20 protein-coding genes are annotated in these 21,783 nt (G+C 38.5%); 16 read left to right on the top strand and 4 right to left on the bottom strand.

Annotated features, from left to right (window positions below; genetic code table 11):
* Nucleotides 1-31: 31 nt before the first annotated feature.
* The 9 genes from V4P55_RS04940 (at nucleotide 32) to tolB (ending at nucleotide 7,740) form a co-directional block, all read left to right on the top strand.
* Nucleotides 32-556: a DUF1465 family protein gene (locus V4P55_RS04940; RefSeq protein WP_455473991.1), complete on the top strand. Its 525-nt coding sequence runs from the start codon at nucleotides 32-34 to the stop codon at nucleotides 554-556.
* Nucleotides 557-724: 168 nt separating this feature from the next.
* Nucleotides 725-1,234 (top strand): crossover junction endodeoxyribonuclease RuvC, encoded by a 510-nt coding sequence (ruvC, locus tag V4P55_RS04935; RefSeq protein ID WP_455473990.1) that lies wholly within the window; start codon nucleotides 725-727, stop codon nucleotides 1,232-1,234.
* Nucleotides 1,231-1,863: a Holliday junction branch migration protein RuvA gene (gene ruvA, locus V4P55_RS04930; RefSeq protein ID WP_455473989.1), complete on the top strand. Its 633-nt coding sequence runs from the start codon at nucleotides 1,231-1,233 to the stop codon at nucleotides 1,861-1,863. The genes ruvC and ruvA overlap by 4 nt, the downstream gene beginning before the upstream one ends.
* Before the next feature lie 2 nt (nucleotides 1,864-1,865).
* Complete coding sequence (ruvB, locus tag V4P55_RS04925) at nucleotides 1,866-2,966, top strand: Holliday junction branch migration DNA helicase RuvB (protein ID WP_455473988.1); 1,101 nt, start codon at nucleotides 1,866-1,868, stop codon at nucleotides 2,964-2,966.
* Between the two features lie 161 nt (nucleotides 2,967-3,127).
* Complete coding sequence (gene ybgC / locus V4P55_RS04920; protein WP_455473987.1) at nucleotides 3,128-3,565, top strand: tol-pal system-associated acyl-CoA thioesterase; 438 nt, start codon at nucleotides 3,128-3,130, stop codon at nucleotides 3,563-3,565.
* 137 nt (nucleotides 3,566-3,702) lie between these two features.
* Complete coding sequence (gene tolQ, locus V4P55_RS04915; RefSeq protein ID WP_455473986.1) at nucleotides 3,703-4,416, top strand: protein TolQ; 714 nt, start codon at nucleotides 3,703-3,705, stop codon at nucleotides 4,414-4,416.
* Nucleotides 4,417-4,428: 12 nt separating this feature from the next.
* Nucleotides 4,429-4,881 (top strand): protein TolR, encoded by a 453-nt coding sequence (tolR, locus tag V4P55_RS04910; RefSeq protein ID WP_455473985.1) that lies wholly within the window; start codon nucleotides 4,429-4,431, stop codon nucleotides 4,879-4,881.
* A gap of 23 nt (nucleotides 4,882-4,904) precedes the next feature.
* Nucleotides 4,905-6,365 (top strand): hypothetical protein, encoded by a 1,461-nt coding sequence (locus V4P55_RS04905; RefSeq protein ID WP_455473984.1) that lies wholly within the window; start codon nucleotides 4,905-4,907, stop codon nucleotides 6,363-6,365.
* A gap of 52 nt (nucleotides 6,366-6,417) precedes the next feature.
* Nucleotides 6,418-7,740 (top strand): Tol-Pal system beta propeller repeat protein TolB, encoded by a 1,323-nt coding sequence (gene tolB / locus V4P55_RS04900; RefSeq protein ID WP_455473983.1) that lies wholly within the window; start codon nucleotides 6,418-6,420, stop codon nucleotides 7,738-7,740.
* A 385-nt stretch (nucleotides 7,741-8,125) separates the two neighbouring features.
* Here the strand turns inward: tolB and V4P55_RS04895 are convergent, their stop codons facing one another.
* Nucleotides 8,126-8,872 carry a YebC/PmpR family DNA-binding transcriptional regulator gene (locus V4P55_RS04895; protein ID WP_455473982.1) on the bottom strand — a complete coding sequence of 249 codons (747 nt, stop codon included), beginning with the start codon at nucleotides 8,870-8,872 and terminating at the stop codon, nucleotides 8,126-8,128.
* A gap of 356 nt (nucleotides 8,873-9,228) precedes the next feature.
* On the opposite strand from V4P55_RS04895, the gene V4P55_RS04890 reads away from it, so the two are divergent.
* The 5 genes from V4P55_RS04890 to glmM all read left to right on the top strand — a co-directional run bounded on the left by V4P55_RS04890 (nucleotide 9,229) and on the right by glmM (nucleotide 16,904).
* Nucleotides 9,229-9,918: a DUF1013 domain-containing protein gene (locus V4P55_RS04890; protein WP_455473981.1), complete on the top strand. Its 690-nt coding sequence runs from the start codon at nucleotides 9,229-9,231 to the stop codon at nucleotides 9,916-9,918.
* Nucleotides 9,919-10,113: 195 nt separating this feature from the next.
* A complete protein-coding gene (gene pal, locus V4P55_RS04885; protein ID WP_455473980.1) occupies nucleotides 10,114-10,638 on the top strand; it encodes a peptidoglycan-associated lipoprotein Pal in 525 nt (174 codons plus the stop codon).
* Between the two features lie 730 nt (nucleotides 10,639-11,368).
* Complete coding sequence (tilS, locus tag V4P55_RS04880; RefSeq protein WP_455475048.1) at nucleotides 11,369-12,817, top strand: tRNA lysidine(34) synthetase TilS; 1,449 nt, start codon at nucleotides 11,369-11,371, stop codon at nucleotides 12,815-12,817.
* A 118-nt stretch (nucleotides 12,818-12,935) separates the two neighbouring features.
* Nucleotides 12,936-15,002 (top strand): ATP-dependent zinc metalloprotease FtsH, encoded by a 2,067-nt coding sequence (gene ftsH, locus V4P55_RS04875; protein ID WP_455473979.1) that lies wholly within the window; start codon nucleotides 12,936-12,938, stop codon nucleotides 15,000-15,002.
* 552 nt (nucleotides 15,003-15,554) lie between these two features.
* A complete protein-coding gene (gene glmM / locus V4P55_RS04870) occupies nucleotides 15,555-16,904 on the top strand; it encodes a phosphoglucosamine mutase (RefSeq protein WP_455473978.1) in 1,350 nt (449 codons plus the stop codon).
* 827 nt (nucleotides 16,905-17,731) lie between these two features.
* On the opposite strand, the gene V4P55_RS04865 is transcribed toward glmM, so the two are convergent.
* Nucleotides 17,732-18,058: a DUF883 family protein gene (locus tag V4P55_RS04865; RefSeq protein ID WP_455473977.1), complete on the bottom strand. Its 327-nt coding sequence runs from the start codon at nucleotides 18,056-18,058 to the stop codon at nucleotides 17,732-17,734.
* A 422-nt stretch (nucleotides 18,059-18,480) separates the two neighbouring features.
* On the opposite strand from V4P55_RS04865, the gene V4P55_RS04860 reads away from it, so the two are divergent.
* Nucleotides 18,481-19,323, top strand: a complete 843-nt coding sequence (locus V4P55_RS04860) for a MotA/TolQ/ExbB proton channel family protein (protein WP_455473976.1) — start codon at nucleotides 18,481-18,483, stop codon at nucleotides 19,321-19,323.
* A complete protein-coding gene (locus tag V4P55_RS04855; protein WP_455473975.1) occupies nucleotides 19,320-19,865 on the top strand; it encodes a biopolymer transporter ExbD in 546 nt (181 codons plus the stop codon). Before V4P55_RS04860 ends, V4P55_RS04855 begins: the two co-directional genes overlap by 4 nt.
* A gap of 121 nt (nucleotides 19,866-19,986) precedes the next feature.
* Here V4P55_RS04855 and dut read toward each other — a convergent pair whose 3' ends face one another.
* Nucleotides 19,987-20,532: a dUTP diphosphatase gene (gene dut / locus V4P55_RS04850; protein WP_455475047.1), complete on the bottom strand. Its 546-nt coding sequence runs from the start codon at nucleotides 20,530-20,532 to the stop codon at nucleotides 19,987-19,989.
* A 135-nt stretch (nucleotides 20,533-20,667) separates the two neighbouring features.
* A complete protein-coding gene (locus V4P55_RS04845; protein ID WP_455473974.1) occupies nucleotides 20,668-21,498 on the bottom strand; it encodes a VIT1/CCC1 transporter family protein in 831 nt (276 codons plus the stop codon).
* Nucleotides 21,499-21,783: the final 285 nt, after the last annotated feature.

Here is a 21,783-nt window from a genome sequence, read left to right as displayed (position 1 = left end):
CGTTTTCGTGCGAGTATTGGAGTATAAAAGCGTGAGTGCACATGAACGCCCTTATGATAAAGATAAACCCATTGTCATGATTGAGCACGGTGCTTTTGAAAATGCTTTCAATCGTCTTTATGAAGAAACCATGAGTCTGATTGAAGAAACAGCATCTTATATTGATTCAGACGGAAAATTAGCTGCGCGCACGCTTTCTGCAGAAGCTTCTGCAATTTATGCAAAAGAAGCAATGTACTTAAGTACACGACTTATGCAAATAGCTTCTCAGCTTCTTCTTTTTCGCGCAGAGCGTGAAGGAGAAATGTCACCAGAGCAAATACAAAAAGAAATCGCAAAAGTATCACTTCATACACCAACCTTAAAATTAGAAACTGTACATTGGCAAGAATTGCCAGAGATCTTTCGCTATTTTGTTACACGTTCACTTCGCTTAGAAAAACGAATGCAATATATGAATTACAATAAAGAGCACGGCTCTTGCTATGATTTGGAAGATACTAATCCAGTGAATAAACAAATCGAGTTACTTAAAACAGCTTTTCAGCATTCTTAGAAAATTTTGTCTTTCGCTTTTTTTTATTTTTTGCTTTTCTATATGCTATTTTGTTTTAGCAAAGTGAATTTTGGCATGCCTTTTATGATGTTTTATGACTATATTCTTCTTGTTTTATTTGTTTTCCAATATCTGTTCAAATATAAAAAAATAACATAAACTTAGCTCATGGCAGAGACGATTCGTATTATAGGTATTGATCCTGGACTCAGGCGAACGGGGTGGGGCGTGATCGATCTCTCTGGCAATCGTCTTCAGTTCGTTGCAGCAGGTACTATTACTTCTAACGTGCGATGTGATCTTGCTTCCAGACTGTGCCAACTTTATGATGGGCTTTCAGGTATTTTGCATGAATTCATGCCTCATGAGGCGTCTGTGGAGCATGTTTTCGTTAATAAAGATGCGACGGCGACTTTAAAACTTGGTCAAGCACGTGCTATTGCGCTTCTTGTTCCAGCGCAGGCAAGTCTACCTGTTTTTGAGTATGCTCCTAATAAAGTAAAAAAATCGGTTATTGGTGTTGGTCATGGAGATAAGGAACAAATTCACATGATGGTGAAAGTTCTTCTTCCACGTGCGCAATTTGACAGCAACGATGCAGCGGATGCGCTTGCACTTGCTCTTTGTCATTCTGCGCACCGCACTAACCTACAATCTCGTGCAGGTGTTTTGGCATGATTGGCAAACTAAAAGGAAACCTTGAACACATCTTTGATGATCATATCATCCTGAATGTTCACGGTGTTGGTTATATTGTTTTTATTTCACATCGGTTGCGTTGTTCATTACCCGCTCTTGGAGAAAGTTTAAGTTTATTTATTGAAACGCACGTTCGTGAAGACGCGATCCGTCTTTTTGGTTTTGCAGAGAAAATAGAACAAGAATGGTTTTGTCTTTTGCAAAATGTACCAGGTGTTGGGGCGAAAGTTTCTTTAGCAATCTTAGGAATCTTATCACCAAATGAGTTGACGCAAGCAATTGCATTAAGCGATGTTGCTATGATTAGCCGTGCTCCAGGTGTTGGCAAAAAAGTTGGAGAAAGAATTGTGAGAGAGCTCAAAAGTAAAGCGCCATCCTTTCATGGTGATGCGGTTCATTCCATTTCTTCCTCATCACTGGCAACACAAAATAATCAGCCCATTGATGATGCACTCGCAGCTTTGATCAATCTTGGATTTGAGCGCGATCAAGCAGCCCAAGCTCTTGGTTTAGCGATGAAGGATTTGGAAGAGGAAGAAACGGTTTCCTCTGCACTGCTTATTCGTAATAGCCTTAAATTGCTTTCCCCTCCAGTGAGTTCAAGGTAAAAATGCATAAAGATGATGAAGAACAACGCCTTTTGAGTAGTATTCCCCTTCCTAATGATCCAGATCGCTCCTTAAGACCACAAGTGCTTGATGACTTTATTGGTCAGGAAGCGGCGCGTGCAAATTTAAAAATCTTCATTGAAGCCGCAAAAACACGCCGAGAAGCGCTCGATCATGTTTTATTTGTAGGACCCCCTGGCTTAGGAAAAACAACACTTTCACAGATTATGGCTAAAGAGTTAGGGGTTAATTTTCGTTCAACTTCAGGTCCTGTTATTGCCAAATCTGGAGATTTGGCAGCACTTTTAACCAATTTAGAAGAACGAGATGTCCTTTTTATTGATGAAATTCATCGCTTAAATCCAGCTGTTGAAGAAATTTTATATCCTGCTATGGAAGACTATCAGCTTGATCTTATCATTGGGGAAGGACCAGCAGCGCGTTCGGTTAAAATTGACTTAGCCAAATTTACGCTGGTGGCTGCTACTACGCGTTTGGGACTTTTGACAACACCTTTGCGAGATCGTTTTGGTATTCCTATTCGGTTAAATTTTTATACCATAGAAGAATTGGAATATATCGTAAAGCGTAATGCGCGCCTTTTTTCGGTCCAAATTAGTGATGATGGTGCTCATGAAATTGCACGCCGTGCACGAGGGACTCCAAGGATTGCAGGACGGTTGTTACGCCGTGTTTGTGATTTTGCTTTGGTCAAACGGGCAAAAAAAATTGATTGCGCACTTGCTGATGAAGCTCTTTCTCGTCTTGAAGTTGATCATTTAGGGCTCGATCCACTTGACCGTCGTTATTTGTTGCTGATTGCAGATACTTTTTTAGGTGGTCCCGTCGGTATTGAAACCATTGCTGCGGCTTTATCAGAACCACGTGATGCTATTGAAGATATTATTGAACCCTATCTTCTACAACAAGGCTTTATTCAGCGTACTGCCCGCGGACGAATACTGACAGAAAAGGCTTTTGCTCATTTAGGGCTTTCTCCACCTTCTTCTATGGCGTCCATGCAAAAACGGACACAACTTTCTAATTTATTAGAAGAGAGTTTACCCATACAAACAACTTTATGGGATGGAGCAGAAGATTAAAAAAATTATGGAAACAGAGTAGAAGATTAAAATACACTTTATCATAAAAAAGTTTAGGTTAATTTGTGATTTTGCATTTCATAATTTCAACATAAAAAATGTTCAATTGCTTGATGTCTCAAATAATGAACAAATATAGACAATTTTTTAGGATAAAGAGGATGAGTGGGACAGCGTCTGAAAACAACGATATAAACGATTTTCATGATTTGCAGGCACGGGTTTATGTTGCTGATACAGATTTTTCAGGTGTAGTTTATCATGCGCGTTATTTAGAATTTTTTGAACGAGGACGTTCAGAGTTTTTACGGGCTATAGGTTTTAATAATCATATGTTGGCAGAAGGGGGGCAGGGAGAAGAGTTATTTTTTGTTGTGCGTCATATGGAAATCACTTTTTCCCGACCAGCGCGTATTGATAATCTTTTAACAATAAAAACGCGCCTGGACTGTGTCCAAGGAGCACGTTTCTTCATGGATCAACATATTGTACATGATAATACCATGCTGGTTGCTGCAAAAGTTGAGATTGCTATCATTAATAAAGAGGGGAAACCGCGACGTTTACCCAAAGATCTTTTTTCGAAAATTCTTGCTTAAAAGTGTTTTTGATTTAATTTCACAGTGTAAAGAGCTTATTTATATATAGAGAGAGTGAGATTTGTTTTTTTATAATTTAGGAACTATAAAATAAGTTTATTTATAAAAAATAATCTTTCATTGAGAGGGATGAATTTATGCCGCATATAGAATTTGCAAGTCCAGAAACAATCGGAATTTTAAGCTTATTTATGCAAGCGGGATGGGTTGTTAAAACTGTTATGGTTGGATTGCTACTCGCTTCTATTTGGAGTTGGACAATTATTTTTGATAAAATTTTTACCTATCGACAAATTCGGCGTAAAATCAAACAGTTTGAAGATGAATTTTGGTCAGGGCAGCCACTGGAAGATCTCTATGCCGTGTACAAAAATCAACCCACTGACAGCATATCAGTGGTTTTTATGGCAGCAATGACAGAATGGAAAAAATCTCTTGCAAAAGGGATCCATACATCAACCAATCTGCAGAGTAGGATTAATAAAGCCATGGATCTTGCTTTAATCCGTGAAAGTGAAAAAATAGAATCAAAATTAAATTTTCTGGCAACACTTGGGTCTGCAGGTCCTTTTATTGGACTTTTTGGGACAGTAATTGGTATTATGAGTTCATTTCTTTCTATTTCCGCTTCTCAAAATACCTCGTTGGCAGTTGTCGCACCGGGAATTGCAGAGGCACTTTTAGCTACAGCGATTGGTTTGCTTGCAGCGATTCCAGCAGTTATTGCTTATAACAAATTTGTCCATGAAAGCGGTAAAATAATAGCACAAATAGAAAACTTTGCTGATGAATTTTCAACAATTATGTCACGACGCATTGATGAGATACAAAGATCTCATACATCATCATAAAGGAGAAAATCTATGGGCGTTTCTATTGTTTCTTCTGGTCGAAAAAATACGCGCAGACGGCATTATTCGCGCAGCCAACTCATGAGTGAAATTAATGTTACACCTTTTGTGGATGTGATGCTGGTCTTGTTAATTATTTTTATGGTTTCTGCTCCACTTTTGGTTAATGGTGTTCCTCTTGATTTACCTCATAGTCAAGCTGGTCCTGTACAAATGAATAAGCCTCCGCTTACGGTTTCTCTTGATGAACAGGGGCGTTTGGCTATCAATCAAGATTATTATGATACACCAGAAGCTTTAATCGCACAGCTTAAGGCTAAACTTGTGACTGATCCTGCACAAAAAAATCAACGCATCTTTGTGCGTGCTGCTAAAACTGTTGAATATGAACAAGTCTTAAAATTGCTTGCTGATATTCAAGAGGCTGGTTTTTCACAAGTTGCTTTAGCCAGCTTGGCGCAGTGATTAAAAAAATACAAGGTCTAAAGATGAACATTGATTCTTATTCTGGCATAAAGAAAAGTTTGGCTTTGTCTCTTTCCATACATGCCATTCTTTTAGGATTAGGAGCTGTTCACTTCAGTAATCCTATTTCTTCACAACAGCAAGAAGCAATTTCTGTCACTCTTGCACCTCTTGACCAAGAGCTGTCCTTTCAACAGGGAGCGTTAAATGCGCCTGTTCATATCATTCCTGCAGTCAAGCCAACTGTAAAACCACAAGAAAAAGAAGAAGCGCACTATATTGGAGATGGACAGGTTGATAATTTTATGTCTTTCAAGCCAAAGGAAAAACCGCGTAACATTGAGGTAACGCCTACACCGTCGGGAGAAGAGAAAGTATTAGAAACAAATACAGAGACGTTTTTAGAGGCTCCATCTGAATCTGATATGATGCAAGAGATTGAGCCAGAGGTGTCTCCAGAATCTTCATCAGAAGTTACACAAGAGATTGAGCCAGAGGTATCTCCAGAATCTTCATCAGAAGTTACACAAGAGATTGAGCCAGAGGTGTCTCCAGAATCTTCATCAGAAGTTACGCAAAAGATTGAGCCAGAGATATCTTCAGAATCTTCATCAGATATAATGCGAGAGATTGAGCCAGAAGCGTTTCTAGAAGCTTCACCAGATGTGATGCAAGAGACGGCACCAGAGGTATTATCAGAAGCTTCACCAGAATTTTTGCCAGAGGTTGCTCAAGAAATTGCGCCAGAGGCATCTTTAGATGCAGCGCCAGAGGAGATACAAGAAAGTTCCCCAGAAGTGTTTTCAAAGATGCGCTCTGAGGTATCCAAAGAGGCGCCTAAAGATGATAGGGTAATACCATCGCAAAAACCAGTTTCAACTGTACAAGAAATCCTTGAAGAACAAGTTTCACCTCCCCAACAAACTGCAAAAATTGTGCTACCAGAAAAGTCTCCTCGTCCACAGGTTAAACCGCATCCTATAAAACAGCCTGACACCAAAAATACACAAGCTGCGAAAAAACAAAATAAAACAAAAACTGAGCAGACAATTGAAGATATTTTGGAAGTAGAAGAAAAAAGTTTGCTTAATCATGCACGCACACAGGGGGGTGGAGCAAAGCGTTCCAAAAAAGAAGAGGCTTTTGGTGGACGAAAAAATATCGGTGATGTTGATAAGATGGCCCAAACACTAGTTAATATCGCTGGTGCATGTATTCAAAAAAAGCTTAAGCTTGTTGCTCTTGGTGGAGATTTAAAAAATCGTCCAGTTGTGCGTCTGAGATTTTATCTCAATCGTGCAGGAATGGTTGTGGGAGATCCAATCATTGATCCACTGAGTGGTGCACCGAGCCAGCAAGCTATTATGGTGCGACAGGTCTATGCAGCTGTTTTTGCGTGCCAACCTTATACAGATCTTCCCCGTGATCAATATGATTTGTGGGGGCAAGGCTTTGATTTTAATGTTGATCCGCTTCAAGAGTAACACGATGAGATACAGATATATTTTCTCTTTAATACAAAGGATACATTCTGTTATGTCTATGAAAAGACGTATATTTTCCCCTTGGTTTCTTGTTACCACATGGTTATGGTTTTTAAGCTTTTCAACTGCTCATGCGCAATTGAAAGGGACCATTTCTAGTGCTGACTTTAATCCCATTCCCATTGCAATTACAGATTTTGTTTCTAATGATTCTTTAGGATTAAAAATTGCAGCCGTTATTACAGAAGATCTTGAACGATCTGGACTTTTTTTGCCCATTAATAAAGCATCTTTTTTAGAAAAAACTCTCGATTTAAACACGCAACCGCATTTTGCTGATTGGCAAGCCATCAATGCACAAGGCTTGGTTGCTGGGAAAGTTATAAGAGAAGCCGATGGACGATTGAGGGTAGACTTTCGTTTATGGGATGTTTTTAGTCATCAACAACTCAAAGGACGGCGTTTTGATACTGCGACAGAACGTTGGCGACGTGTTGCACATATGATTGCAGATGAGATCTATAGTGCAATGACAGGAGAGAGTGGCTATTTTGATACACGAATTGTTTTCATAGATGAAACAGGACCTAAAAATGCGCGTATCAAACGTTTAGCGATTATGGATCAAGATGGAGCAAATTTAATTTATATTTCTGATGGACGTGAACTGGTGCTTACACCGCGTTTTTCACCTAAACGACAAGAAATTACTTATATGTCTTATGGGGCTAATCAAACACCCCATGTTTATCTGCAACAAATTGAAGTTGGACAGAGGGAATTAATCGGAACTTTTAACAATATGACAATTGCCCCTCGCTTTTCTCCTGATGGGCAAAAAGTCATCATGAGTTTATTGCAACATAATGGCAGTGCAAATCTTTACACAATGGACTTACAGACCCGTATGATGACGCGACTCACAACAACTTCAGCTATTGATACGTCAGCATCTTATTCGCCAGATGGGACAAAAATTGTCTTTTCATCGGATCGTAGTGGAAAGCAACAGCTTTATACGATGAATGCTGATGGTAGTAATATTCAACGTATTTCTACAGATGAAGGAAGCTATTCAACACCTATTTGGTCCCCACGTGGTGATTACATTGCTTTTACAAAACAAGTTGATGGTAAGTTTTCTATTGGAGTTATGCGTCCTGATGGAATGGGAGAGCGAATTTTAACGACAGGTTTTCACAATGAGGGACCAACGTGGGCACCTAATGGTCGCGTGCTAATGTTCTTTCGTCAGGATCCAGGTTTAGGACCAAAAATTTATACGATCGACATTACTGGACGCAATGAACGCTTATTGCCAACACCAAATGATGCTTCTGATCCAGCATGGTCGCCTCTGCTTAGTACGCGATAAAAAGCGAATTGTTCAATTGAAGTGAATAATGAAGGAAAAAAGAAAATGGATCTGTGTGCGATTTTTGTTTAAGAGCGCTGGTTTTCTGTTTTGCTGATTTCTCTAAATGGCTGACTAGTAGATTTATAGCGTGGGTGCACTTCATTGTGTGTGGAAGAGACTTTCATAAAACGCTCTTTTAAATGAGGAAGCTGTTGTAAGCCATTTGCGTCCGGTATTTTTGTTAAAAATTTTTACAAAATAAAAAGCCCCACATTAAAGCGGGGTTTTTATATTTCAGGATGACAAATATCAATAACACTTTCGTAGATCATAATGATAGAGAACGAACAGAAAAAAAATGCGTGTTCATGATTGCACACAAGAGATGATCTTACGAAGGATGTTATGCAGATAATTTTGCTAAGATTTCATCGCTGACGTCAAAATTAGCATAAACATTTTGTACGTCATCATCTTCTTCTAATGTTGCAATCAGTCGTAAAACCGATGAAGCTTTTTCTTCATCTATTGGTGTAAGAGTAGAGGCTTTCCAAACAGTTTTGATTGATTCTGCTTCGCCAAGCTTCGTTTCAAGTATTTTAGAGACTTCGCCGATATCTTCAAATGCGCAGGTAATATGGTGTCCGGTTTCTTCTGATTGCACATCTTCAGCACCTGCTTCAATCGCTGCGTTCATGATGCTATCAGCTGTACCTGCTTCAAGCTTATAAATTATTTCACCAATTCGATTAAACATGAAACTGACAGAACCCGTTTCACCTAGTGCTCCTCCTGATTTTGTGAAGGCTGCACGTACATTTGAGGCAGTGCGGTTTCGATTATCAGTTAAAGCTTCGACAATAACCGCAACCCCTCCTGGACCATATCCCTCATAGCGCACTTCATCGTAATTTTCGCTATCGTTTCCTGAAGCTTTTTTAATTGCGCGTTCAATGTTATCTTTCGGCATTGATTGTGCTTTAGCGTTTTGAATAGCAAGTCTTAGACGCGGATTCATGGCGGGGTCAGGAGAGCCTTGTTTGGCTGCAACTGTAATTTCGCGCGCAAGTTTAGAAAATATTTTTGAGCGCATCGCATCTTGACGTCCTTTACGGTGCATAATATTTTTAAATTGTGAATGGCCTGCCATTGTTTTCCTTCCTGTTTGGGAGCTTTTCCTTAAATTAAGGCGGTAAACACCCATTCCGACGGAACAAATATGCCAATAAGTGCGTCGCAATCTAGGGTGAATAAATTTAATAAACCTTTATAAAAAAAATCGCATGAAAGGTAAAGATACATCCTTGATGATCATTGCAAGACAGATATCTTGTCGTTGGTTAAAAATAACGTTATAACGTGATGTAATTTTATAGTAAAAACGGCTTATTCTGCGTCTCACTTTATTTTGAGCGCAATAGAAAAGGCCTATATATAAAAAATACCCCATAATTTAGGGGAGGGCAATGGTCTGCCTTTAAAAGGAAATAAAAGGATATTATAGAGATGGCAACGCAACTTTTGATGCCTAAAGCGACAGCTGTTTGGCTGGTTGATAATACTGCACTTTCTTTTGATCAAATTGCAGAATTTTGTAAATTGCATGTGTTGGAAGTAAAAGCTATTGCGGATGGCGAAGCTGCCTATGGTATTAAGGGGTTGGATCCAATTAGTTCTGGGCAGTTAACGCGTAGCGAAATTGCACGTGTGGAGGCTGATAAAAATGCACGTTTGAGAATTTCAGAATCAAAAGTTCACATTCCTGAAAAAAAACGCAAAGGTGCGCGCTATATCCCTCTTTCTCGGCGTCAAGATCGTCCAAATGGTATTTTATGGTTGGTGACAAATCATCCTGAGTTAAAAGATGCTCAGATCGCACGTTTAATTGGTACAACAAAAGCAACTATTGAGCAAATTCGTAACAGAACACACTGGAATAGCGCTAATTTGGTCCCTCTGGATCCTGTAGGGCTTGGCTTGTGTTCGCAAATTGATTTGGATCTTGAACTTCAGCGTGTTGCAAAAGATCGTCCTCTCTCGGCTGAGGCGGACCAATCTTTGCTTCCTGCATCGGTTACAGAAAATGTCACTTTTAGTGAAGAAGAAGATATACAAGATCTCAACAAAAATTTTGATGCTGATAAAGTTTTTGCAAAGTTAAACGCGCTGCAGAAAAACCGTCAGGATAATACGTAAACAAAGCAAGACTTATTGTGTATAAGTATGCAACTGTTCGTATTATGTTACTCTCTGAAAGGCTGTTGTAAAAAAATGTAGGGGATTAAACGATAGTAAATCATATATTCACTAATAGTTAATAATCATTCTTGAAGAACAAGTAAAAGAGTTAATCCCTTCAATTTTGATGTTTACAACAAGGAGAACCAGTCTATGAGCTCTGTCAGAAATATTTTCTTCCATCCATTGACAGTCATTTTGTTTTTTTCACTATTTCTGGTCGCTTGTGGAGGAAAACATATCAACGCTACCAGTGATATGAACAGCTCTTTCAGTGGTGATTCTGACTTTTATCAAATGCCGCAAAATCCAAAGCAGAACTTTATGGTTACTGTTGGAGACCGCGTTTTCTTTAGTCTGGATTCTTCCTCTATTGAACCTGACGCGCAGCGCGTTTTGGCGCGTCAAGCAGAATGGTTGCTTCGTTATCCTGTTTATTTGATTACCATTGAAGGACATGCTGACGAACGTGGTACGCGTGAATATAATTTGGCACTTGGGCAGCGGCGTGCTGTTGCAGTACGCGATTATTTGATTTCTCTTGGTGTATCTGCACAACGGATACAAACAATTTCTTATGGAAAGGAAAGACCTGTTGCAATATGTAACGATCTTTCTTGTTGGAACAAAAACCGTCGTGCTGTTACCGTAATCAACAACGGCAGTAATTGGCAATAATGAATACGAATACCAATGGTCAATCGAGGTTATGAGATGAGATTTTTAGGGAAAACGGATATATATATTTAAAAAACGAAATTGGAAATTCATTGTTTTTATATAAACTTTTATATGTTGTTTTCCCTTCACTTCTCAAAGTGCGTCGCAAAATCCGACAGAATTTTTTGCTATAATACGGCACTTTCCGTTAAAAAGACTGTGGCTTTAAGCGTGAGCAAAGATATTCTCTCTCGAGATATAATGTCTTTTGTTTTTGATTCTCTCCTTTCCAGTAAGAGTATTCTATTTCGAGGAATAACATTTTTCGTTTGGGAGTGTGCTGTCTTTTGTGGCTCATACATTTGCCTTAACGAAAAGTGCAGCGCAAGGTAAGAAGTTGAGAAGATTTGGAGTTCTTTCTCAAAGATTATGATGTAGATAAAGTTTTTGCACTTTTCAAAATCGTTATAAAGAAGATCTTTTGGGTATTGGTGTTTTGTTTTTGTGCGCAGAAGTTTTCTTGAGACAAGAGCGTTATTATGAAGTGGTTCAAATGTATCTCATGTTATGGCATACAAACAAAAAACTCTTCTCCGATTCTGAAATTTTATTAAAGCTAGCAAATTAGTATGGATGCTTTTGAGAAAAATGAAGTGGATTGTGTTCTCTTGGAACAAAAACAAAATAATTTAAAAATGTTAGAAAGTATCTTTTATAAGCATCTATAAAGGGAGTGAAATCATTTGTGATGTTTATAAAATTAGCAAAAGATCTCTTTACAACATCAGATTTTATCCAATGTCAAAAACTAATCCTTGCGGTTTCAGGAGGAAGTGATTCGCTTGCTTTGTTATTTTTGGTCAGAGATCATTTAAGGACTATGACTGTTCCTCCAGAGATGATTGCTGTGACTGTAGATCACCAGTTACGCAAAGAATCTGCTTATGAAGCGGAAAATGTTGCAAAAATTTGTCATGCACATCGCATTCAGCATGTCATTTTGCGATGGGAAGGCAATAAGCCGAAAACGAATATCGCTGAAAAAGCGCGCACTGCTCGCTATGATCTTTTGTTTCAAGAAGCGCAAAAACAAGGCGCAACACTCATTATGACAGGGCACACACTCAATGATCAGGTTGAAACCTATCAGATGCGTCATCAACGTGTTCGAGAGCGTGCGAGTCTTGTAGAGCAAGAGTGTTTTGAAGCTGAGTGCGAGGAAGGGTGTACAACAAACGCGGCAAAAAATATCATAAAAAAAGAGTGTATTTTGATGTATGAGCGCGGTTTATCCTGTATTTCGCGTGAAGCATTATTACGTCAAAAAGTGCGCTTAATCCGACCACTTCTTGGCGTAAAACGTAAAACATTGCGTGCTTATTTGTGTGTTCAAGGACAAACATGGATTGATGATCCAACAAATGAGGATATTCATTTTGAACGTGTGCGTGTGCGCCATTCTCTTCATCCACACAAGCTCACTGTTATTGCTAAAAAAGTGAATGAAGCCGCACTTGAACGTCGTAAACAGGCACAAAATATTGCTGACTTGATCTTGGCTTTAGATGTTGTTGTTGAACATGGGTGTTGCTTTATCGGAAAGCCTGCGCCATTCTTACATAAACATCCCAATTTTCCTTTTGTGGTTGGACTTTTTGCGGCGCTGATGGGAGGAGGATTTTATTTGCTTCCCTTTAAAAAGTTCATCACTCTTAGCAAAAAGTTGTGTCTATCCGTTCCACAAAAACAGCGCTTCACTTTGGCAGGTTCCGTTATTGAACATAGCCAAAGTGGAATCACTTTGTGGCGTGAATCTCGAAATATTAAAGAAGCTGTTGTTGGAGTAAAAAAAACTTTTTTATGGGATGGACGCTACCAAATCACCAATTATGGGACTGTGCCTATAAAGGTAGGCGCAGCTGATTTGGGACATTTGCAATCCTTGTTAAAAAACAACATGTTTGATATTGAACGTCCTCATTTCCCCTCTTTACAATCGCTTTTAATGATTTCAAATGATAAAGGTATCGATATTCCAGAGCTTACGGATCAGACATATTTTCAACAAAAACAAGATGCGATTAAAAATGTTGTTATAAAAAGAATTATGGCACCTTTTCATTGGCTTTTATTAAGCGAAGATGCTGCTCTTGTTAATGTTCTTGAACCTTTTTTTAATATAGAGATAAAAAGATAAAGAAAAACGACCTGAAAAAGTGATAAACATCTTCTCATATCTTGGCAAGGGACAAACAAGGTTATATGTTAGGGGAAATATTTAAGAATTTTGACATGGTTTAGTAAGTGGACATAATATGAATTCCAATTACCGTTCTCTCCTTATTTGGGGGGTTATTGCATTAATTTTGATTGTATCGTTTTCTCTCTTTAATGGAGATGGTCAGCGCTCCGGAGGTGGAGAGGTATCTTATTCTGAATTTTTGAAAAAAGTTGAGAATGATGAGATTAAATCTGTGACTATTCAAGGTCAGAAATTAACAGGATATACCTCTGAATTTAGAGTTATTTCAACTTATGCTCCACGAGATTTGGGCTTGATACAAAAATTAGAAAATAAGAATGTTAATGTTAAAGCTATTCCTGAAAGTTCTGGGAATGGTATTTTTCTAAATCTTTTGTTTTCTTTGCTGCCTGTTTTAATCATCGTTGGAGTGTGGATATTCTTTATGCGGCAGATGCAAAGCGGGTCGCGTGGCGCAATGGGGTTTGGGAAGTCTAAAGCAAAATTGCTTAATGAAGCTCAGGGCCGTGTTACCTTTCAGGATGTGGCCGGGGTTGAAGAAGCAAAGCAAGATCTGCAAGAAATTGTTGAATTTTTGCGTGAACCACAAAAATTTCAACGTTTAGGAGGACGTATCCCACGTGGTGTTTTGCTTGTTGGTCCTCCAGGAACGGGTAAAACCCTGCTTGCGCGCTCTATTGCTGGTGAAGCTAATGTGCCTTTTTTTACTATTTCAGGGTCAGATTTTGTTGAAATGTTTGTTGGTGTTGGTGCAAGCCGTGTGCGGGATATGTTTGAACAGGCTAAAAAAAATGCGCCTTGTATTATCTTTATCGATGAAATTGACGCTGTGGGACGCCACCGTGGTGCAGGATTGGGTGGTGGAAATGATGAACGTGAACAGACCTTAAATCAGCTGCTCGTTGAAATGGATGGCTTTGAACCTAATGAAAGCATTATCCTCATTGCTGCAACAAACCGTCCTGATGTACTCGATCCTGCTTTGTTAAGACCAGGGCGGTTTGATCGGCAAGTCGTTGTGCCAAACCCTGATGTTATGGGGCGCGAACAAATTTTAAAAGTTCATGTGCGCAATGTGCCTTTGGCGCCTAATGTTGATCTGAAAGTGTTAGCAAGAGGAACGCCAGGCTTCTCTGGTGCTGATCTGATGAATCTTGTCAATGAAGCTGCTCTTATGGCTGCTAGCCGCAATAAAAGAGTGGTGACGATGCAAGAGTTTGAGGATGCTAAAGATAAGGTTATGATGGGGGCTGAGCGTAAATCAACCGCTATGACACAAGCAGAAAAAGAGCTCACAGCATATCATGAAGCAGGACATGCTATTGTGGCGCTTAATGTGCCTGTTGCTGATCCTGTTCATAAAGCAACGATTGTACCACGAGGAAGAGCTTTGGGTATGGTGATGCAGTTGCCTGAAGGTGATCGCTATTCCATGAGTTATCGATGGATGATTTCTCGTCTTGCCATTATGATGGGGGGACGAGTGGCGGAAGAATTGAAGTTTGGAAAAGAAAATATCACTTCTGGTGCTTCGTCTGATATCGAACAAGCAACAAAATTAGCACGTGCCATGATCACTCGATGGGGATTTTCTGATCTGCTGGGTAATGTTGCTTATGGCGATAATCAGGATGAAGTTTTCCTAGGCCATTCCGTGGCACGGACACAAAATGTCTCTGAAGAAACCGCGCGTATGATTGATTCTGAAGTGCGTAAGCTGATTGACGATGCTTATACAAATGCAACAAAAATTCTGCAGGAAAAAAAGAAAGAATGGTTTGCTCTTGCAGAAGGATTATTAGAATATGAAACTTTAACAGGTGCTGAAATTAGTGAAGTTATTGCAGGAAAACCTCCTTCACGCACACATAAAGATGAAAATGCTCCTTTGCGCACTTCATCTGTGCCGAAAACTGGAATAAGTAAGGGAGAGCCTGCAAGCGAAACAGAAGATCAAACACATGTGAGTGATCATGACGAAGAAAAAGGACTGGGAGTTAGAAAAAAAACGGTAAAATCTAATGAAACCAAGTCTAAAGAGAAAAAGTCTAGTGGAGCTGAAAAAAAGTCAAATTCCGCTGAACGCAAAGAAAAAAAAGAATCCTCTGATGATTCTTGAGTAGATGTTTTTTACAAAACTTTAAGTAAAATTTTTAAAAGGTGTAGGTTTCCCTGCACCTTTTAAAGTAATATTTATAAAAGTGCATAAAATATAAAATCGGCAATATTTTTTTTCAAAAGAGTACAAAAAATATTTGAAAAGCTGATTTGGATAAGACCTGTTGTTAATATAAATTGTAAATTTATTCTTTTGTTGAGTTTAGAGCTGTGTCTGCATAAGCTAAACATATTCAAGAATAATTGTTAGGTATGAGATATAAGCATTGGAGATGAAGTGGTTTATTATGAGATAGGATCAACTTTTCTTTCATTGATTCAAGCTTGTAAAAGAAGAATTAATACATGCGGTACAAAATATTGTATTGAAGTGCTTCATGGTCTTTGCAAAATTAAAAACTTTAGGGGTATGGGGTAGAGAGTGGCAGTTCTATTTGTTCTTTAAAGGAATACAAACTGTAAAGAGTTTCACTATTTAAGGGGATTTTGTTGTATCAAAATTTTTACTACTATATCAGGATCGCGCAGGAATGTGCATATGAAGGAAATAAAGATGGCACAAAAATATTTTGGTACAGATGGAATTAGAGGCAAAGCCAATTCTTTTCCTATGACACCAGATTTTGCTATGAAAGTAGGGATGGCAGTGGGGGTTTTTTTAAAATCGCAACGTCAGTCGCATCGTGTGGTGATTGGTAAGGATACCCGCTTATCTGGTTATATGTTGGAAAATGCTTTAGTTTCAGGATTTACTGCTGCTGGAATGGAAGTTTTTTTACTTGGTCCTGTACCAACGCCTGCTGTTGCTATGTTGTGTCGTTCATTGCGCGCTGATATTGGAGTGATGATTTCTGCTTCTCATAATCCTTTTTATGATAATGGGATTAAGCTTTTTGGTCATGATGGTTTTAAGCTTTCAGATAACATAGAAGCAAAAATTGAAGAGTTAATTGATATAGACCTTTCAAAATCTTTAGCAAATGCTACAGAAATTGGCTGCGCAAAGCGAGTTGAAGGGGATATTTATCGCTATATTGAATATGCGAAACGAACTTTGCCACGCAATATGTCTTTGGATTCTTTGCGGATTGTTGTTGATTGCGCAAATGGAGCTGCCTATAAAGCTGCACCGCGTGCTTTGTGGGAATTGGGTGCTGAGGTTTTTGCTATTAATAATGAACCAAATGGTTTTAATATTAATCAAAAATGTGGATCAACCGATCTTACTTCCTTAAAACAAAAGGTTCATGAAGTGCGTGCCGATGTGGGAATTGCTCTTGATGGAGATGGAGATCGTGTTTTGCTTGTTGATGAAAAAACGCAAACAGTTGATGGCGATCAGTTAATTGCTGTCATTGCGGAACATTGGCATAAAGCAGGGCGCTTAAAGCGCAATGGTATTGTAACAACAATTATGTCAAATCTTGGACTTGAGCGCTTTTTGAGCAGCAAAGGGTTGGAGCTTGTGCGGACCAATGTTGGTGATCGCTATGTTGTTGATGCGATGTGTCAGGGGGGATATAATGTCGGGGGAGAGGCTTCTGGGCATATTGTGTTAAGTGATTTTGGAACAACTGGTGATGGATTGGTGGCTGCTTTGCAAGTGCTCTCTTGTATGAGAGAGAGGCAAACTTCTATGAGTGATTTGTGTAAGCAGTTTGAGCCTGTGCCACAAATTTTAAAAAATGTTTTGATTCAAAACAAAAATGTGCTGAAAAAAAGTGCGGTCAAAACAGCAGTGAGTCAAGCAACGCAGCGTTTGGGAAAAGAAGCACGATTGATCATTCGTCCCTCGGGAACAGAACCTGTGATTCGCGTTATGGCTGAAGGTGATGACCAAGAAGTTCTTAATGCTATTGTCACAGAGATGATAGATGTTATCGCGCATCATGACGCTGCTTAAAAGGTATATTTTCATGAAAGCACGAAGGATATTTTTATCAAAGCAGTTTTCCATCTTCTCTAAGAAAGCTTAGCAATAAAACATGTTCTTTATATTGAAGAACAATCAACGTGGATTTTCAATAGCATGCTGTCAGACAATAATTTTGATAAAATTTTTCTGATGTGAGTGATGATCTTGGCAATGCCATACATTAATAATGTTGCGGTGAGGCAAATATTGTATGGAGACGTTTCATTCTTATCCTTAAACATTGGTCATATTTTTAATGGAAAAAAAATACAATATCTTTAATGAGGATGAAAGGAGGGTATGCAAAAAAGTACTTTCTCTCACTATGGTTTAAGAGAAAGCACTGGGTGGGATAGGAGAGATATAAAATATCTCTTAAAAGTGTTTTGTTTTATTTCGTTTCCATAAAAAGCAGGTTATAAGCCCAAGAATTGGAATGCTCAATTTGGAACAAGAAATGTGTTTGCTTAGCATTGAAAAGCTCAAAAGCGCTGTTTCTGCTAGAAGTTTTTCTTGTTTTTCCCATTTTTTTTGTTGGGAATAGCGTTGATATGCTCTAAGAACGTGCCAAACGACAACTCCTAATGCTGCAATGAGCAACCATAGGAAAAACATTATGCTAGCAGCCACAAGAGGAGTGGTAACAGAGCATAGAGCAATAAAGCCGGTGACACATAAAAATATCAAAGACATGAACGCTGAAGCTCCAACAACCACGCAACATATTGCTTGAAGGCGTATTCGCTTAACCGTGTTTTTTAATTCTCTCCCAATAAAATGGTTTGAAAAAAGAGCTATCAACTTATACATGAGAATTAGTGACGCAATAATTGTGAAAGAAGAAAACCGAATCCTGCTGCAACGAGGACACTTTTGTTCGGGTTCTTACGAACACACCGGCTTAGAGCATCTTCAAAAGTTTTTATACTGTTTTGTGTATGTGATATCATATCTTCACCACTTTCTTTTGTTGAGTTGTACAGTTTTTCTGTTTTATCTTTAGCTTTGTCTAGTTTGTCTGCACCAAAATTGGTTAAATTCGAAGTTATATTTGAAACTTCATTGCGTAATTTTTCGAATTGTGCTTGCAAATCTTTTTCTGATACTGATTTGTGATCTTCTACTGTTTTATTGTTTGCCATAATGATATTTCTTTCTTTGTACTGTTACCTATTATTTTACGCTGACTGTGATCATTTGCTTTCAAGTAAAAAAATTTTACAACTTTGTAACGTCAAACACTTGTTTTGGTTCCCTTATTTTTCTTCAATTTAAAAAGCTTTTTTGATAAAAGAAATTTGACACTTTAGTCTTATAAGTAAAATGAAGTTGCTTATGAAGTTCAGTAATGTATGAAATAAATTGTATTATATAAAAATCCAAAACGACATTTTTTAATAAGTTTAGAATAAAACTATACTTGATTTATTATAGGTTGTTCCTTAAATTGAACACACAGTGAAATTATAGGGGATTAACGTTACAGAACAGTGATGCTACGGCGGGGTGGCTTGATTGTGACAGGAAAATAAAAAATGTAAGACCTAAATGGTATGGAACGGAAATGGAATCTGATACAGTACCCTCAAGCAGTGTGTCTGCTGCACTTTCTACGCATGATCTTTCCCCTTTTTCTATGTTTATGGCGGCTGATTGGGTCGTTAAAGCTGTGATTATTACTTTATTGTTGGCGTCTGTTGTTTCTTGGACGATTGCTTTTGTTAAAATTGTTGAAGTAACGATAGCAAAACGAAGAGCACGCTATGAACTTCAATTGATTTTTAATACACAAACACTTGCGCGTTTGAATGCGGGGCTAAAAGAGAGCAAAGGTGTTGGTGTAGAATTTTTAAAAGAAGTTTTAAAAGAAGTTTATCTTTCCACACAACAGATCAATTTTGTGAAAAATGAAAGTTCTAGTAGCAAGCAAGGTGAGCGGGCGGCTTGTCGTGAAAATGACGTTTCTTATGAAGAAGCCGTTCGGTATGGAGGAATTGCTCGAGATCTTAATGATGGGGTGAAGGAACGTGTACATTTGCTTTTGTCACGCTGCTTGTTGGCCGCTACGCATCGCGTTGCACGTGGAAGTGCTGTTTTAGCAACTATTGGCGCCATTGCCCCCTTTGTTGGTCTTTTTGCAACTGTGTGGGGCATCATGAATGCTTTTATCGGAATTGCTGAATCTCAAACAACGCGGCTTGATGTGGTCGCACCTGGAATTGCTGAAGCTTTGCTTGCAACCGCTATTGGACTTTTTGTGGCTATTCCTGCCATTGTAATGTATAATGCTCTTATGCGTGCTTTAAGCAGTTATCGAAATGATTTGGGCGATATCGCTGCCGCTATTGAAAGGATTTTAAGCCGCGAACTCGATAGGCAAATACACCAAAAAAGTTGTAAATCATGAAAGCAAACTTTAATGATGATTGGGCTAGTGATGATAGTGGGTTGCACAATGAAATTAATGTGACACCTTTCATTGATGTCGTTCTGGTCTTGCTTATTGTTTTTATGGTGGCTGCACCTTTAGCAACATCAGCCATTTCTGTTCAGTTACCTTCTATAACGCAAGCGCCTTCTGTTGAACAACGTGATGAACCTTTTTATGTTACTTTACAAAAGGATAGTTCTCTTTATGTTGGTGATACTCTAGTTAGTAAAACAGCATTCGCTGAAGCTTTGTTGAAAAAAACAAATCAAAATCTAGAAACAAAAATTTTAATTAAAGCAGATAGCGAAATTGAGTATGGAGCTGTTGTGGACTTGCTTAATCAAATACGAATGGCTGGATATACTAAAGTCGGCCTGATGGGACTGCAGAAATCTGTTAATATTGTTGCAAAAAGTGAAGAACAAAATGCACAAACCGATGTGACAAATCATATGCAGCCCATGGTAAACCAACCAAAAGCAGGTATGAAGAATGATGAGTCATCACATTCACAATAGAGATATGACAAATACGTATAAATTGTCACGAGGTAAAAAAGCTCACTCGTCATCTTACATAGCAAAGTTCTTTTCTACTCAATATTTAATATAGAGAGGAAAGTTATCTCTGTATCTATGCTTAATTATGCCCTGTTGAGCCAAATCCACCTGCACCACGCGCTTTTATGTTATTTGATGTTTGCTCGCTGGTTTGTTGATTCGGTTCAATTTCGCAAACATGAACTTGCACAACTGGTGCGATGACTGTTTGTGCAATGCGCATCCCACGCTGTATGGAAAAATCTTCTTGCCCTAAATTGATGAGAAGAACTTTCACTTCGCCGCGGTAATCGCTATCAATTGTACCAGGAGTGTTCAGGCATGTAATACCATGTTTTAAAGCTAAGCCTGAGCGTGGGCGTATTTGCGCCTCAAATCCAGGTAAAAGATGAAAAATAAGACCGGTTGGAATAAGAGCGCGTTTCCCAGGAGCGAGAACAATTGTTTCATCTTCTAAAAGTGCCGCTCTTAAATCAAGACCCGCTGAACCTGCTGTGGCGTAGTGAGGAAGTTCTAAACCTTTTCCATGTTGAAGACGCTGGACAGATAAGACTATTTGTTGGGAACGATGGGAAGAGGAGATTTCTTGGCTATTGAATTGTATGTTGGTTTGCGTATCAGGCATGGTCATGGCGTTCCTAAAATGAAAAGACAAAGACCCACCTTAGTAAAAATTTTTCTACAAAACAAGCATCTAACGATCTCTGGATATAGGTAAGATCCGTTGTTTGTTGAGTGGAGTTAAACACTTGTGTTTTCTTTATATACTGCCAATAAAAATACCCACGGCAAAAACCAGAGCGCCGCCAATAATGACTTGTAAAGCTGCTTTCCAAAAGGGTATCGACATGAATCTATTTTGAACCCAAGCAATAATCCAAAGTTCAAAAAATACTACGATAAATGCGATGGTTGTCGCGATGTAAAAAGAACTCATTAAATAAGGGAGCGTGTGTCCTAATCCCCCAAGCGTTGTCATAACACCATTGGCAATTCCTCTTTTGAGTGGAGAACCACGACCTGATAATTTACCGTCATCATGTACAGCTTCAGTAAAACCCATTGAAAGACCTGCACCAACTGAAGCAGAAAGTCCTATCAAAAAGGTTTTGTGTGTATCACCTGTAGCAAAAGCTGCGGCAAAAATTGGGGCAAGGGTGGAAACAGATCCATCCATTAACCCTGCGAGACCTGGTTGAATCCATGTTAAAATTGTCTGTCTATCGACTTTTGATGGATCGTGTGTCTCTTGATTGGTCTCTGCTGCTGCAGTTTGAGCCTGAGTATGCAAGCGTTTATTTTTTACAAAAGAGGGATGTGTGTATACTTGCGCTGCAGTATGGGAAAAATTATTACGAGAAAGGCGAAAAAGCTGCTTATAATTTTTCAATTCTTGCAGTCCCATTTCTGTAAAAATTTCAGCTTGCTTAGAAGAATAAGGCGCTAAAGCTTGTGCATATCTTAGATAAGCAGTGGCACGTTTTTCTTTCGATTTCAGCGCACGAAGTATTGTTTCACGAATCTTCATTCCTTCTGTTGAACCCAAGGACAGTATCTTGCGTTGTATAAACGAAAAAAAAGATTTTAGCATTTGTTGTTCTCATTTAATTTAGAATAATTCTAAAATATAGAAAAAAAAAAATAGAAGTCAATCGAAAAAAGTTAATTAAAAGTTTCAAAAGCTGAGAAAGAGAACGGAAAAAAAAGAACTTTTTCCATGAAGACAAGAAAAAATTATTCAAAAAAAATCTCGTGAAAAAAGAGGATGTGTTTAAAATTAAAAATATGCGCAAATGCTATGAATGACAGGCATAACAGAGAATAACTAAATAAGTAGAATAGGCAAATCATGCCGATAAGAGATTTTATGCTTCAC

Source organism: Bartonella sp. B30(2025), from assembly GCF_053793825.1.
This window is presented reverse-complemented; position numbering and strand designations above follow the sequence as displayed.

What these genes read in the sequence shown, in the direction of transcription:
- ruvC (WP_455473990.1), top strand. Translation starts at nt 725, where the DNA reads ATGGCAGAGACGATTCGTATTATAGGTATTGATCCTGGACTCAGGCGA.
- ruvA (WP_455473989.1), top strand. Translation starts at nt 1,231, where the DNA reads ATGATTGGCAAACTAAAAGGAAACCTTGAACACATCTTTGATGATCAT.
- ruvB (WP_455473988.1), top strand. Translation starts at nt 1,866, where the DNA reads ATGCATAAAGATGATGAAGAACAACGCCTTTTGAGTAGTATTCCCCTT.
- ybgC (WP_455473987.1), top strand. Translation starts at nt 3,128, where the DNA reads ATGAGTGGGACAGCGTCTGAAAACAACGATATAAACGATTTTCATGAT.
- tolQ (WP_455473986.1), top strand. Translation starts at nt 3,703, where the DNA reads ATGCCGCATATAGAATTTGCAAGTCCAGAAACAATCGGAATTTTAAGC.
- tolR (WP_455473985.1), top strand. Translation starts at nt 4,429, where the DNA reads ATGGGCGTTTCTATTGTTTCTTCTGGTCGAAAAAATACGCGCAGACGG.
- V4P55_RS04905 (WP_455473984.1), top strand. Translation starts at nt 4,905, where the DNA reads ATGAACATTGATTCTTATTCTGGCATAAAGAAAAGTTTGGCTTTGTCT.
- tolB (WP_455473983.1), top strand. Translation starts at nt 6,418, where the DNA reads ATGTCTATGAAAAGACGTATATTTTCCCCTTGGTTTCTTGTTACCACA.
- V4P55_RS04895 (WP_455473982.1), bottom strand. Translation starts at nt 8,872, where the DNA reads ATGGCAGGCCATTCACAATTTAAAAATATTATGCACCGTAAAGGACGT.
- V4P55_RS04890 (WP_455473981.1), top strand. Translation starts at nt 9,229, where the DNA reads ATGGCAACGCAACTTTTGATGCCTAAAGCGACAGCTGTTTGGCTGGTT.
- pal (WP_455473980.1), top strand. Translation starts at nt 10,114, where the DNA reads ATGAGCTCTGTCAGAAATATTTTCTTCCATCCATTGACAGTCATTTTG.
- tilS (WP_455475048.1), top strand. Translation starts at nt 11,369, where the DNA reads ATGTTTATAAAATTAGCAAAAGATCTCTTTACAACATCAGATTTTATC.
- ftsH (WP_455473979.1), top strand. Translation starts at nt 12,936, where the DNA reads ATGAATTCCAATTACCGTTCTCTCCTTATTTGGGGGGTTATTGCATTA.
- glmM (WP_455473978.1), top strand. Translation starts at nt 15,555, where the DNA reads ATGGCACAAAAATATTTTGGTACAGATGGAATTAGAGGCAAAGCCAAT.
- V4P55_RS04865 (WP_455473977.1), bottom strand. Translation starts at nt 18,058, where the DNA reads ATGGCAAACAATAAAACAGTAGAAGATCACAAATCAGTATCAGAAAAA.
- V4P55_RS04860 (WP_455473976.1), top strand. Translation starts at nt 18,481, where the DNA reads ATGGAATCTGATACAGTACCCTCAAGCAGTGTGTCTGCTGCACTTTCT.
- V4P55_RS04855 (WP_455473975.1), top strand. Translation starts at nt 19,320, where the DNA reads ATGAAAGCAAACTTTAATGATGATTGGGCTAGTGATGATAGTGGGTTG.
- dut (WP_455475047.1), bottom strand. Translation starts at nt 20,532, where the DNA reads ATGCCTGATACGCAAACCAACATACAATTCAATAGCCAAGAAATCTCC.
- V4P55_RS04845 (WP_455473974.1), bottom strand. Translation starts at nt 21,498, where the DNA reads ATGCTAAAATCTTTTTTTTCGTTTATACAACGCAAGATACTGTCCTTG.